This is a genomic window from Pseudomonas sp. RL_5y_Pfl2_73, assembly GCF_963970515.1.
In the GTDB taxonomy this organism is placed as follows: domain Bacteria; phylum Pseudomonadota; class Gammaproteobacteria; order Pseudomonadales; family Pseudomonadaceae; genus Aquipseudomonas.
Genome location: NZ_CAXAPD010000021.1, coordinates 1 through 12,966, shown reverse-complemented (window position 1 = coordinate 12,966; position 12,966 = coordinate 1). Strand labels below are relative to the sequence as shown.

Sequence of the window (12,966 nt, the reverse complement as noted above, 5' to 3'; positions counted from 1 at the left end):
AGACCGCGTCGCCTCCAAACGCGAGCAGGTTCGCTCCCACAATGGACCGTGTACAACCGCAGATCCATGGTTGAACAACCATCAAATGTGGGAGCTAGCCTGCTCGCGATTAGCCTTCTGAGGCAATAAAGATCTCAGATCAGCTCTCAGCCCCACGCCAAATCCCTTTCCCACTCAACCTTCCCCGATCATGGGCGACTGTAAAGTCCTGCTTCGGCCCCTTGGGCACAATCCCATTGGGGTTGATGGTCTTGTGGCTGGCGTAGTAATGGCCCTGGATATGGGGGAAGTCCACGGTCTCGCCAATGCCCGGCCACTGGTACAACTCTGGCAGCCAGTTCGACAGGTTCGGATAATCGGCGATGCGCCGCAGGTTGCACTTGAAGTGACCGAAATACACCGCGTCGAAGCGGATGATCGTAGTGAACAGACGGATGTCGGCCTCGGTCAGGTATTCGCCAGCCAGATAACGGCGGGTTGCCAGCAATGCCTCCAGCCAATCCAGTTCGGCAAATAACCGGTCGAAGGCTTCTTCATAGGCCGCTTGGGTCGTGGCGAATCCGGCACGGTACACACCGTTGTTCACCGCCGGGTAGATCCGTTCGTTCAGGGCGTCGATATCGCGGCGCAAGTGTTCGGGATACAGGTCCAGGTCGTTGCCGGTCACGCCGTCGAAGGCGCTGTTGAACATGCGGATGATTTCCGCCGATTCATTGTTGACGATGCGCTGTTGGCGTTTGTCCCAAAGGATCGGAACCGTGACGCGGCCAGTGTAGTCCGGCGTGTCGGCCGTGTAGCGCTGATGCAGGAAGCTCAGGTTGTCGAGGTTGTCGCCAGTGGAACCGTGGGCCTTGTCGAAGGTCCAGCCGTTTTCCAGCATCAGGTAGCTGACTACCGACACATCGATCAAGTCTTGCAGGCCCTTGAGCTGGCGCAAGATCAGCGTGCGGTGCGCCCAGGGACAGGCCAGGGAGACATACAAATGGTAGCGCCCGGCCTCGGCGGCAAAACCGCTGTCGCCCGAGGGGCCGGCGCTGCCGTCGGCGGTCACCCAGTGACGGCGCTGCGCCTGTTCGCGCTGGAAGGTGCCGTCCTTGCTTTCATACCACTGGTCCTGCCAGCGGCCCTCGACCAACAAACCCATTTGGATGTCCTCGCTCAATGGTCATTGGAGGCGAGTTTATTCCTATGATTCGAAATTAAAGAGATTCGAACTAAAAGCGCAAAGGTCCGGCGATTAATGAGGTTAAATCGAACGATCCCGGGCATCCCAATACTGCCGGGCTTTGTCGAACGCTTCTTCGCGAGCCAGGCCCAGGCCACGCAAGGCCAGGGCCATGGTGGCGATCAGCGCCAGTTGTGGGTAGCTGTCTTCGACGTCACCGCGCCAGATCGCTTTCAAGTGCTCGGGATCGAGGTTTTCCGGTTTGACGTGGCGCTGCTCGGCCAGTCGCGGCCATTCTTCGTCCCAGCTGACGCCGCCGGTGGTGCCGTACAGGTGGCTGTCGGCGTCCGGGTTGATCTCGATCTCGCCGCCGTCGCCCTTGATGACGATAGCGCTATCACCGAGCAAACCGCTGGCATCGCGATGCACGGCCTGGTAGCCCGGGTGAAAGATGCTTTGCAAGCCGCAACGAGCGGCCAGCGGGTTGAGGATCCGTGCCAGGGAATGGATCGGCGAGCGCAGGCCCAGGGTGTTGCGCAGGTCGATCATCCGCTGCATTTGCGGCGCCCAATCCACCAGTGGCATGAAGGCCAGGCCGCCGTTGTCCAGCGCACTGCCGACCTGCCGCCAATCCCGGCACAGCGGGATATGCAACAAGCCCAGCAATTGTTCGGTGTAGAGCCGGCCTGCCGTGTGAGCGCCGCCGCCGTGCATGAAGATCCGCACGCCGTTCTGCCCAAGGCATTTGGCCGCCAGCAGGTACCACGGCAAATGGCGTTTCTTGCCGGCGTAGGTCGGCCAGTCGAGGTCCACCGCCAACGCCGGGACCACCAGGCGTTCACGCAGCGCTTCGGTGAAACCGGCCATCTCCTCGGCGCTTTCTTCCTTGTGTCGCAGCAGCATCAGAAAGGCGCCAAGCTGGGTGTCCTCAACCTTTTCGTCGAGCACCAGGCCCATGGCTTCGCGGGCTTCTTCGCGGGTCAGGTTGCGGGCGCCGCGCTTGCCTTTGCCAAGGATGCGCACGAACTGGGCGAACGGGTGTTCGGCCGGGGTCTCAAGGGTCAGCGATGGGAAGTCGGTCATAAGCAATTCGTCGGTTTGGGCAGGCCCGCCAGTTTGGCGGCGAGTTTGGCGGGAGTGCCTTTGAACAGTCGGTTCAGGTGCAGGCTATTGCCTTTGTCCGCGCCCAGTTTCAGCGCCGTGTACTTGATCAGCGGCCGGGTCGCGGGGGAGAGCTGGAATTCGTTGTAGAAGCCGCGTAGCAGTTCGAGGATCTCCCAGTGTTCGGGGCCCAGCTCGATGTCTTCGGCGGTTGCCAGGGCGGTGGCGACCTCGGCCGACCAATCGTCAAGGTCGGCCAGGTAGCCGTCCTTGTCCAGTGCGATGGCGCGCTCGCCCACGGTCAGCGTCTTCATAGCCAGGTGTTGACCTTGTCGTGCTCGATCGACAGCTCGACGAAACCTGAGTAGTTGATGGCTTCGGCCCAGTCTGGCGTGTCCAGGGCGCGGGCCTGGAGGTCTTCGGCGAGCACGAACAGGTTCACGCCAGCAGCCAGTAGCACTTCAAACGGTGGGCTGCCCGGTTGCAACGCGTACGTCGCGTCGCCGCACAGCAGCAGCGCATCCTGGTTGCCCAGTACCCGCATGCAGCTGGCGAGGCGGTTATCGCCGAAGGGCGAATGAGACAACACATGCAAAGTCGACATCAGAGGGTGATCACCTGGTCGTAACGATCGATGAGCGCGGCGATTTGCGGCGCGGTCAGTGCTTTCACATCGCCCAGCGCCAGGGTGTCGGTGTCGACACCACGTTCGGCGGCGCTGTCGGCGCAGAGGAACAGGTCCTCGACGCCGAACATCGGCAACGCCTGCAGGTTGGCGCTCAGGTCTTTTTGCTGGACCGCCTTGGCGTTTTGGCCGGCCGTGAGCTGGAACACCCCGTCATCGAGAAACAGCAGGCCGATGGGCAGGTCGAATGCACCGCCGGCCAGGACGATGTCCAGCGCTTCACGGGCGCCGGGGCCCGACCATGGGGCTTGGCGGCTGATGAGCAATACAGACTTGGCCATTACGCGCCTCCAAAGCAGATCAAACGGTCGGCGTCCTGGATTGCATCGTGCAACTGGCCCAGCCCGGACAAGGCCCAGGGCGCCTCGACGCTAACCGCCGAACGCTGGTAGCGCTGGGCTTCTTCCTCGTTCAACACCCCACGGCGCAACGCCGCCGCGATGCAGACCACGCCGTCGAGCTGGTTGTCGCTGACAAAGGTTCGCCACTGCTGGGGCAGGTCCTGTTCGTCCTGGGGCGTGACGACACTGGCGCAGGCGTTATAGACGCCGTCCTGATAGAAAAACAGCCGCACGATCTCATGCCCGCCCGCCAGCGCAGCCTGGGCAAACAGCAAGGCACGGCGCGAGGAGGGCGCATGGGCGGCGGAAAACAAAGCGATGGCGAACTTCATGACAGACCCGATCAGCAAAACTGCGGCCATGATAAAGCTTTATGGGCGGGGGGGCGATTGCCGGGAAAGGGTGGCGAGGCCTATCTGGACCAGCTTAGGAACTCTGTAGGAGCTGTCGAGTGCAACGAGGCTGCGATCTGACCTCTTTGATCTTTTTGATCTTTTGATCTTTCGCTTGAGCTCCAAATAGCCCAGGAAAGATCGCAGCCTCGTTGCACTCGACAGCTCCTACACAGCTCCTACGGGACCCTGCGGGACCAAGCTAGTGCTCAGTCCTGGGTGTTGAGGCCATTTAACGCGCAATACTCAGCCCATTCCATCCCCGCCATCTCCGCGACTTCCTTGTGCACCTCCAGGCGCTGGGCCTGGTACTCCGCGGGCGAGGCCGCGGTCAGTTGCAGGGTCAGTTCCCAGGCAAACAGGCCTAGGCGCTCGGCCTCGGCTTCGAAGGCTTCATGCAACCGCTCGGCGCGGTACTGCGCGGCGGTCTCGCCCTTGGCCTGGGCCAGCAGCGGGTTGAGGTGGTCCAATTCGACGCGCAGTTCGGGGCGCTCATCGAGGAATTTTTCCAGGGCTCGTTCGTGTTGCTGTTCGGTTGCCGCCATGGTCACTCCTTGGGGGATGCTGACTGCTTCTTGCTGGCCTTGGCCGCAGCCGCCAGGCATTCGAGGGCGAACTGTTCGGTGTAGGTCATCTGGATCGGCGTGGTTTCGCCCTTGACGGTGCGTTCGCCGTCGAGGATGTAGCGAACCCGCTTGTCGGTGACGCCGATGCGCTTGGCGATCCAGGACGGTGTCTGGCCGATCTGGCTGATCAGTTTGTCGGCGTATTCGGCGGTGGGTTTGTAGAATTCGGCGTTGGGGGTCATGGGGTGTTCCGCGTGGCTGGTGACAGTGGCGCGACAGGGTGCGTGAATCGCAGGCCGATGTCCCGTGTAAATTTCAGTAAAGCAGCACGAAGGCCTGGGTCGCAGTGCTACAGTCGGTTTTTTTCTTGATGAGTGAGCACCATGCGAATGTTGACCGTGGCCCTGGCCGCAACCTTGCTGGCCGGCTGCGCGGGTTCGGCGATGAACGAGGCCCGGACCCAGGCCCCTTACAAGACCCTGACTTCGGACAAACCCGAACAGGTCGTCGCCCAGTGTGTGCAGTTCTCCTGGCAGGACGAAGCGGTGTTCGGTGTCGATGCCGGCGCCTACCTGCAACCGGGCAAGCCAAGCGGCTTGACGGTCTACACCCGCTCGGCCGAATCGTTTGTCGATGTGCATGCCGGGGCGACAGGCACCGAGTTGAGTTATTACGCCAAGCATGACGACTTCGTGGCCAAGCGCCGGTTGGCGGCGTTGGCGACGTGTCTTTAAGTAGATAGACCGAGGTGCCTGCCATCGCGAGCAGGCTCGCTCCCACAGGGTCAGTATTTCAATTGGTCTGAGTCAGGCGCTTCTGGAAGAAGAAGTGCTGGTGGCCTGGCGGGTAGTCGTCGATCTGGCCGATTTGCGTGAAGCCGTGTTTGCGGTAGAACTCCGGGGCCTGGAAGTCGAAGGTGTCCAGCCAGATGCCCACGCAGTTTTTCTCCCGGGCCAGTTCTTCGGCCATCTGCATCAGGGTCGAGCCCGTGCCCTGGCGCCGGGCCTGTTCCGGCACCACCAGCAGCTCGATATACAGCCAGCGGAAAAACACTCGGCCGTAGAGCCCCCCGACAATTTCGTCTTGTTCATCGCGCACCAGCCATGCGACCAGTTCAGGCACCGTCCCGCCGGTCTTGGCCGTGTTATAGGCGCGTAGCGGGGCGATGATGGCTTGGCGTTCTGCGTCGGTGGGCGTGTCCGTGCGTTCGATTCGTAGCGTCATCGGTGATGTCCTTATTCAGTCAAGATCAACCGCAGGAGCCTATCCCAAAGGCTACCGTGGCGTCACCCGGTCGACTTGGAAGCAGGCGCATTACGCAAACCGGGCCATACTAGCTAGTTGCTTGATGCGATCCCCGACTTTTTAGAACAAGAACAGGCCGACTCATGAAGTTCGAATCCTTTGCCCGGATCCTCGTTGCGACCACCCTGACCCTCAGTTGTGTGTATGCCCAGGCCGCCTCCCAGGCGCCGGTGGCTGCCGAGAGCGGCATGGTGGTCACCGCCCAGCACCTGGCGACCCACGTGGGCGTCGATGTGTTCAAGAACGGCGGCAATGCCGTGGATGCGGCGGTGGCGGTAGGGTATGCCCTGGCGGTGGTGTACCCGGCGGCGGGTAACCTGGGCGGAGGTGGGTTCATGACCCTCCAATTGGCCGATGGCCGCAAGACGTTCCTGGATTTCCGTGAAAAAGCCCCCCTGGCTGCCACCGCCAACATGTACCTGGACAAGGACGGCAACGTCGTCCCCGACCTCAGTACCCGCGGACATCTGGCCGTGGGCGTGCCTGGCACGGTCTCCGGCCTGGAGTTGGCGTTGAAGGCGTACGGCAGCAAACCCCGGGCGGAACTGATCGCCCCGGCCATCAAGTTCGCCGAGGAAGGCTTCACCCTGGAGCAGGGTGATGTCGATCTGCTGGAAACCGCCACCGATGTGTTCAAGAAGGACATGCGCGACTCCGGTGCGATCTTCCTGCACAACGGCGAGCCCATGCAGGTCGGCCAGAAGCTGGTGCAAAAAGACCTCGCCAAGACCCTGCGGGAAATCTCCGCCAAAGGCGCCGACGGTTTCTACAAGGGCTGGGTCGCCGATGCCCTGGTCACCTCCAGCCAGGCCAACAAAGGCATCATCACCCAGGCCGACCTGGACAAGTACAAGACCCGCGAGCTGGCCCCGGTGGAGTGCGACTACCGCGGCTATCACATCATCTCGGCGCCGCCGCCCAGTTCCGGCGGGGTAGTGCTGTGCCAGATCATGAACATCCTCGACGGCTATCCGATGAAGGACCTGGGGTTCCATTCGGCCCAGGGCCTGCATTATCAGATCGAAGCCATGCGCCACGCCTACGTGGACCGCAACAGCTACCTGGGTGACCCGGACTTCGTGAAGAACCCCATCGACCATCTGCTGGATAAAAACTACGCCGCCAAACTGCGGGCCGCGATCGAACCGCAAAAGGCCGGCGACTCGCAGAAGATCAAGCCCGGCGTAGCGCCCCATGAGGGCAGCAACACCACCCATTACTCTATCGTCGACCATTGGGGTAACGCCGTTTCGGTCACTTATACCCTGAACGACTGGTTCGGTGCCGGTGTCATGGCGAGCAAGACCGGGGTGATTCTCAACGATGAAATGGACGACTTCACCGCCAAGGTCGGCGTGCCCAATATGTATGGCCTGGTTCAGGGCGAAGCCAACGCCATTGCGCCGGGCAAGGCGCCGCTATCATCCATGAGCCCGACCATTGTCACCAAGGACGGCAAGACGGTCATGGTGGTGGGCACCCCGGGCGGCAGCCGGATCATCACCGCGACGTTATTGACTATCCTCAATGTGATCGACTACGGGATGAACCTCCAGGAGGCTGTCGACGCGCCGCGTTTCCACCAGCAGTGGATGCCGGAGGAAACCAACCTGGAGACCTTTGCGGCCAGCCCGGATACCCAGAAGCTGCTGGAAAGCTGGGGGCACAAGTTTGCCGGCCCGCAGGATCCCAACCACATTGCCGCGATCCTGGTCGGCGCGCCGTCATTGGGCGGCAAGCCGGTGGGCAAGAACCGCTTCTATGGCGCCAACGACCCCCGTCGCAATACCGGGTTGTCGCTGGGATATTAATCCCCTGTAGGCGCTGCCGGAGGCTGCGATCTTTCGGGCCGGGGAAGATCGCAGCCTCGCTTCGCTCCACAGGTCCTACATGACTTGGGTGTCCAATACCGTTCTGAAGAGGGAAGATCATGAACACCGCATTGCTGATCATCGATGTCCAGAACGCACTGTGCAGCGGTGAAGAAGAGTGCTTCGACAGCCAGCGCATCATCCAGACCATCAACGAACTGGCGGCCAAAACCCGGGCCCTCGGCTTGACGGTGGTGCTGATCCAGCACGAAGAATTGGAAGGCTCGCTGACGTATGGTTCTGCCGCCTGGCAACTGGTCGATGACCTGTTGACCGCTGCCGATGACCTGCGGGTGCGCAAGACCACCCCCGATGCCTTCTACCAGACCGACCTGCAACCGTTGTTGCAGGCCCGGGACATCAACCGCCTGGTGATCTGTGGGCTGCAAACCGACTATTGCGTCAACGCTACCGTGCGCCAGGCCCATGCCCTGGGGTACGACGTGGTTTTGGCGGCCGATGCCCACTCCACGGTGGACAACGGCAGCATGGCGGCCGAACAGATCATCGCCAACCACAACAACCGATTGGGGCGTCTGAGCAGCGCGGTATCGCGGATCGATGTGGTGCCGGCTGCCGACATCCGCCTCTGACCCCCCAAACCGATGACAACTGACCCTCTGATCACCGCAGCGGCGCGAGCACTGGTAGCGGGGGATCCTGTCGCTGCGCTCAATCGCGTCGCGCTGCGCAAGGATGCCCCGGCCCTCGCGCTTCGCGGCATTGCCATGGCGCAGCTGGGTGATCTGGTTCGGGCCAGTACCCTGATGCGTCGGGCGGGCGCGGCCTTCGGGCCCACGGAGGCCGTGGCACGGGCGCGCTGTGTGGTCGCCGAAGGCGAAATCGCCCTGGCGTCTCGTGACCTGACTTGGCCGATGAAGCGTCTCGCCGCCGCGCGGGCGGTGCTCGAAACCCACGGCGATCGGGCGAACGTTGCTCATGCCCACACGATCGAAATCCGCCGGCTGCTGTTGATCGGTCGGCTCGACGAGGCCGAACGCAGGCTCGTTGACCTGGATCTTGCCTGGCTGCCCTCGGCATCACGGGCGGCTTGCGAGTTAGTGGCTGCGGGAATCGCCATGCGGCGGTTGCAAACACAGACCGCCCGCGCGGCCCTCGAACGGGCCGGGCAAGCCGCACAGCAAGCGGGAATCGGCGCACTGAGCGCCGAAATTGAAAGCGCCTGGCGGCTACTGCGCACACCCGCCGCGCGTCTGATTGCCCGAGGCGAAGAGCGCTTGCTCGTGCTGGAGGAGGTGCAAGCGCTGTTGGCCGGGTCGGCGTTGGTGGTGGACGCGTGCCGCTATGGGATCAGCGGCGCCGGCATTCAAGTCAGCCTTGCCCGACGACCGGTATTGTTCGCCCTGGCGCGAGGGCTGGCTCAAGCCTGGCCTGGCGATGTACCGAGGGAAACGCTCATGATCCAGGCCTTCGGCTTGAAGCTGACGGATGAATCCCATCGCGCTCGGCTGCGGGTGGAGATGGGGCGGTTGCGGGTAACGCTTCGTCCGTTGGCTGAAGTGAAGGCAACCCAGCGCGGTTTTACCCTGATTCCGCGACAGGCCGACGAGGTCGTGGTGCTGGCGCGAGTCGTCGAGGAGCCCTACGGGGCGGTGCTGGCATTGCTGGCCGACGGTGAAGCCTGGTCCAGTTCAGCCCTGGCGCTGGCCCTGGACATCAGTCAGCGTAGCGTGCAGCGGGCCTTGGAAACGCTGGCCGTCGCCGGTAAGGCGCAGTCGTTCGGGCGCGCCAGGGCCCGTCGCTGGATGGCGCCACCGATGCCCGGATTCGCGACGGTATTGTTACTCACCGCACTGCCATCCCAGGCTTAGGCTGCAGTCACACCCCATTCATGAGGCGAGAGAGATGAAACATTCAGAGGCACAGATCCTGCGTGAATACGGTCCTTTTCCGGGCGTCGATTGCGTGCACGGCGTGAGCCATGACGGCGAGTGTGTCTGGTTCGCTTCGGGCGACAAGTTGCATGCCCTCGATCCCGCCAGTGGCCAGCCCATGCATTCGCTCGATGTCCCGGCGAATGCGGGCACGGCGTTCGACGGTGAGCATTTATTCCAGATCGCCGGCGACAGCATCCGCAAGATCGATCCACGCACCGGTCAAGTATTGGCGACGATTCCGGCCCCCAACAGCGGTGATGATTCCGGCCTGGCGTGGGCCGAAGGATCGCTCTGGGTCGGTCAGTACAAGGCGCGCAAGATACTGCAGATCGACCCCGCCGACGGCAGGGTCCTGCGCACCATCGAATCCAACCGCTTTGTCACGGGCGTGACCTGGGTCGATGGAGAGCTTTGGCACGGCACCTGGGAAAACGACGAGAGTGACCTGCGGCGTATCGATCCGCAAACGGCGCAAGTGCTGGAAAGCGTGACGATGCCGCCTGGTATCGGTGTGTCGGGGTTGGAGTCCGACGGGGCCGACCGGTTTTTCTGTGGCGGTGGTGGCAGTGGCAAGGTGAGGGCGGTTCGTCGGCCGGCGTGAGGCAGGGCTTGCGCAATGGGTTGGGAGAACACCCTGTAGGAGCTGTCGAGTGCAACGAGGCTGCGATCTTTCCCCTGCCCATTGAGTCAAGAGTGAAAGATCAAAATCAAAAGATCGTCCGAACGCGGCCCGAGCCTTCGCCAGCTCCTACAGAATCCAGGGGCCCCTTGCCACAAAGGTGTCCGTCACATCACGGCGCGCCGAGCACCATCGTCCAGTACACCCCCGCATCACTGCGCGAATCGCTGGCCGAAGCTGCGCCCATCTGGGTGAACATCGGGTTCATGAGGTTGGCGCAGTGCCCCGGGCTGGCCAGCCAGTCTTGCATGGCCTGGCTCGGTGAGCGTTGTCCGGCGGCGATGTTCTCGCCCAGTTTACGTCCGCGAAAGCCGGCGCGCTTGGCCCGATCGGAAGAAGAGCGACCGTCCGGGTCGCGATGGGCGAAATAATTCTCGCGGGCCATCGACCGGCTGTGGCCTTGGGCGGCGGTTCCCAGCGCGGCGTTCCAGCTCAGCGGCCGGGCCGCCGCGAAGCGCTGGCGCCCGCACATTCGTGGCTTGGCCCTGGCGGCGTTGACCTGGGCCAGCAGCGACTTGTCCGCCGCACCCGCGTCGCTCATCCGTGTGCCACCCATGGGTTGCGCCAGCACCACGCGCCATTGATCACCGACCCGATTGACGCCGATGTCGGCGTACTGGTTGTTCAGCAGCGCGGTGCAATGTTCGTCTGCCAGCCTGTCGAACGCTTCTTCGGCGTCCCACGCATCGGTCAAGCGAATGCTGCGCACGGCCCGAGCTTGATAGCCGGCGTTTTTCAAGGTTTCCCGCAGGCCACCGCGAAGGCCAATCGGCAAACCCAGGCTTGAACGCAGCACCAGCGGCGGCGTGGCACGTACTGTGCGCCATTCACAGCGGCGCGACTGGCTACGGAAATCGTTGATGGCCTCCACCAGCTGCCTTTCGCCGCGGGCATGGGCGGGGCTGGCGAATAGAGGAAACAGGGCAAGCAAGCACAGCGAAACGAAACGGCAAGAGCGAACAGGGTGGCGCATGGGGCGAACGGCTCAAGAGGGGGAGTTGCCATAGCGCCAGGCTTGGCGCCGATCAGCTGGAAAACCCGCCGCTGCAGATCGGCGGGGGTTTCACGGCTGGGGTAGGACTGTCGGTTTTGGAACAAGTTTCAGGAAGGCGAAGACTATCTGTGGGCTGGCACAACGGTGTTCAGTCAGTTCAAGTGTGCTCAGCCACAGGCACCTTGACCCGCTCAACCTTGCGATAGGTCAGCAACACGATGCCCGTCACCACAATCGCGCCACCCATCACCTGGCCCGGGTTGAGCATCTGGTCCAGCACCAGCCAGCCGATCAGCAGCGTGGCCAGCGGTTCGATGTTCATCACCGGGGCGTTGCGCGGCATGTCCAGGCGGGGCACGGAAATGAACAGCACGGTAAACCCGGTGCCATAGAGCACCACCAGGGTCGCCAGGGCGAACCAGCCGGTGTTGCTGGCTGGCAGGTCGAAACCGCCGGGCAGGGCGCCTGTCAGGCCAGCGAGGTTGACGCTGCTGAAGACGATGAAGATCGTCAGCAGGCTGCGGACCGAGCCGCGCACCTGGGACAACTTGTGATCGGTGATCCACAATGCGCAGGCAAAGGCGCAAGCGGCGCCAAAGGCCAGGCCCACCCCGAGCAGCCATTGCGGGCCGACGCCGTGCCCGGACGATAACCTCGCCGGCACTTCCAACACGAACACCAGGCCCACCAGGATCATGCCCATCAACGCAGCCGTGCGCGCCGTCGGGCGTGGTCCGCCCAGGGCCCAGGTCAGCAAGGCCAGCAGTATCGGAAACACGTTGCCCACCAGCAGCGCCAACGCCACTGGCACCCGGGCCACGGCGGAGTACAGGCACAGGCTCTGGGCGCCGATCAACAGCCCCAGCGCCAATTGCCAACGCCACGTACCGGGCGGCAGGCGCAGGCTCTGTCGTTGCCAGAGCACCATCGCAGCCAGCACCAGCAGCGTCCCGCCCGAGCGCAGCAGGATCGCCAGCAGCACACCGGCACCGTCATCGAACGCGGCCCGCGCGGCGACGTGGTTGCCGGCGAAGGCACAGCCCATGCACAGCAGGACGAGCACCGCGAGGTGGCGGGGTAACGGTGTGGGGGTGTCAGATGCAGCGATGGGGCGAGTCATGGCAGGTGTCTCGAAGGCGGCCGCCAAGGCAAAAGGCCCAGGATCGGCTGTTTTAGTTGTAGGTTGTCGTATGACTGTAAGGTTTTTACCTCGTGGGGTGCAAGGGACAAGATCTGCGGGCCTGTGCGCTCGGTTGCATTAGTGCGTGTCGCCTCGCAATATCTGCTTTTTTTAGAATTGGAATGCGTTGTTTTTGAGAAGGATCGGTATTTCCTTTGTTTTGGTGTGTATATCCGTTTCTGCGGTAATGGCCACTTAGGGTTCCGCCCTGACGGCGGCTCACTTTTGAGAAGCGCAAAAGTAAGCAAAACGCTCCTGCCCCACCACTCGGTGCCTCGCCTAGGCTCGGCATGCCCTCACTCCGGCATTGCTCCGTGGGCCGCCGCGAAGGGCCATCCATGGCCCAGCGCGGCTACCTCGGCATCCATGCCGAGGTGCCCACTCCACAATGCCTGCGTTCGGCCAGCGTGGTTAACGGGGCGCCGAGATCAACGGCCACCGCGAGGCGGCCTAACGGCCGGCCTGGTTCTTGGTGGAGACCGCGTTTCTCCTGTGGGAGCGGGCTTGCTCGCGAAGGCGGTGCCATAGTCGATGAAGATGTTGGATGTGCCGGCCTCATCGCGAGCCAGCTCGCTTGTATGGTAGGACTTGAAGGGAGGAGGAGGGACAAAGCTCGATTCTGACTGTTAGCCGCAGTACAGACCGTGGGAGATTTCACCCCCCCTCCTTTCACCCAAGCGCCGATAAAGAATGCATCTGGCCTAGACCGACGATAGGAACAAGCCTGCGCCTCTGGGTGAACCCTTCAAGTGTTCAAACCTTAGCCCGGAGGATTTTCAATGGCAATGC

Annotated in this window: 16 protein-coding genes; 5 read left to right on the top strand and 11 right to left on the bottom strand. The window is 62.7% G+C overall.

Translation table 11 applies throughout. The annotated features are described in order from the left end of the window. Window positions 1-139: 139 nt before the first annotated feature. The 8 genes from AACY42_RS19660 to AACY42_RS19625 form a co-directional block, all read right to left on the bottom strand. Entirely contained in the window at window positions 140-1,144 is a 1,005-nt protein-coding gene (locus AACY42_RS19660; RefSeq protein WP_339481759.1) for a glutathione S-transferase family protein, read from the bottom strand. Between the two features lie 102 nt (window positions 1,145-1,246). Further along, window positions 1,247-2,248 (bottom strand): glycosyl transferase family protein, encoded by a 1,002-nt coding sequence (locus AACY42_RS19655; protein ID WP_339481758.1) that lies wholly within the window; start codon window positions 2,246-2,248, stop codon window positions 1,247-1,249. Further along, entirely contained in the window at window positions 2,245-2,580 is a 336-nt protein-coding gene (locus AACY42_RS19650; protein ID WP_339481756.1) for a TusE/DsrC/DsvC family sulfur relay protein, read from the bottom strand. The genes AACY42_RS19655 and AACY42_RS19650 overlap by 4 nt, the downstream gene beginning before the upstream one ends. After that, window positions 2,577-2,870, bottom strand: coding sequence for a sulfurtransferase complex subunit TusB (gene tusB, locus AACY42_RS19645; protein ID WP_339481754.1), 294 nt, complete (start codon window positions 2,868-2,870; stop codon window positions 2,577-2,579). Before tusB ends, AACY42_RS19650 begins: the two co-directional genes overlap by 4 nt. Further along, window positions 2,870-3,232: a sulfurtransferase complex subunit TusC gene (tusC, locus tag AACY42_RS19640; protein WP_339481752.1), complete on the bottom strand. Its 363-nt coding sequence runs from the start codon at window positions 3,230-3,232 to the stop codon at window positions 2,870-2,872. Before tusC ends, tusB begins: the two co-directional genes overlap by 1 nt. Beyond that, window positions 3,232-3,624 carry a sulfurtransferase complex subunit TusD gene (gene tusD, locus AACY42_RS19635; RefSeq protein ID WP_063325040.1) on the bottom strand — a complete coding sequence of 131 codons (393 nt, stop codon included), beginning with the start codon at window positions 3,622-3,624 and terminating at the stop codon, window positions 3,232-3,234. Before tusD ends, tusC begins: the two co-directional genes overlap by 1 nt. A gap of 269 nt (window positions 3,625-3,893) precedes the next feature. Continuing rightward, window positions 3,894-4,229, bottom strand: coding sequence for a DUF6388 family protein (locus AACY42_RS19630; RefSeq protein ID WP_339481751.1), 336 nt, complete (start codon window positions 4,227-4,229; stop codon window positions 3,894-3,896). A gap of 2 nt (window positions 4,230-4,231) precedes the next feature. Next, window positions 4,232-4,492, bottom strand: a complete 261-nt coding sequence (locus AACY42_RS19625) for a hypothetical protein (protein ID WP_092222705.1) — start codon at window positions 4,490-4,492, stop codon at window positions 4,232-4,234. 141 nt (window positions 4,493-4,633) lie between these two features. On the opposite strand from AACY42_RS19625, the gene AACY42_RS19620 reads away from it, so the two are divergent. Beyond that, window positions 4,634-4,984 (top strand): hypothetical protein, encoded by a 351-nt coding sequence (locus tag AACY42_RS19620; protein ID WP_339481746.1) that lies wholly within the window; start codon window positions 4,634-4,636, stop codon window positions 4,982-4,984. A gap of 58 nt (window positions 4,985-5,042) precedes the next feature. On the opposite strand, the gene AACY42_RS19615 is transcribed toward AACY42_RS19620, so the two are convergent. Then, window positions 5,043-5,474: a GNAT family N-acetyltransferase gene (locus AACY42_RS19615; protein WP_339481744.1), complete on the bottom strand. Its 432-nt coding sequence runs from the start codon at window positions 5,472-5,474 to the stop codon at window positions 5,043-5,045. Between the two features lie 164 nt (window positions 5,475-5,638). On the opposite strand from AACY42_RS19615, the gene ggt reads away from it, so the two are divergent. The 4 genes from ggt (at window position 5,639) to AACY42_RS19595 (ending at window position 9,925) form a co-directional block, all read left to right on the top strand. Beyond that, complete coding sequence (gene ggt, locus AACY42_RS19610; RefSeq protein WP_339481742.1) at window positions 5,639-7,366, top strand: gamma-glutamyltransferase; 1,728 nt, start codon at window positions 5,639-5,641, stop codon at window positions 7,364-7,366. A 119-nt stretch (window positions 7,367-7,485) separates the two neighbouring features. Continuing rightward, entirely contained in the window at window positions 7,486-8,019 is a 534-nt protein-coding gene (locus AACY42_RS19605; RefSeq protein ID WP_339481740.1) for a cysteine hydrolase family protein, read from the top strand. Window positions 8,020-8,031: 12 nt separating this feature from the next. Continuing rightward, window positions 8,032-9,258, top strand: a complete 1,227-nt coding sequence (locus AACY42_RS19600) for a helix-turn-helix domain-containing protein (protein ID WP_339481738.1) — start codon at window positions 8,032-8,034, stop codon at window positions 9,256-9,258. A gap of 34 nt (window positions 9,259-9,292) precedes the next feature. Next, on the top strand, window positions 9,293-9,925 hold the full coding sequence (locus AACY42_RS19595) for a Vgb family protein (RefSeq protein WP_339481736.1): 633 nt from the start codon (window positions 9,293-9,295) through the stop codon (window positions 9,923-9,925). Between the two features lie 190 nt (window positions 9,926-10,115). On the opposite strand, the gene AACY42_RS19590 is transcribed toward AACY42_RS19595, so the two are convergent. After that, complete coding sequence (locus AACY42_RS19590) at window positions 10,116-10,976, bottom strand: CAP domain-containing protein (protein ID WP_339481734.1); 861 nt, start codon at window positions 10,974-10,976, stop codon at window positions 10,116-10,118. 178 nt (window positions 10,977-11,154) lie between these two features. Then, complete coding sequence (locus AACY42_RS19585) at window positions 11,155-12,117, bottom strand: EamA family transporter (protein ID WP_339481732.1); 963 nt, start codon at window positions 12,115-12,117, stop codon at window positions 11,155-11,157. Window positions 12,118-12,966: the final 849 nt, after the last annotated feature.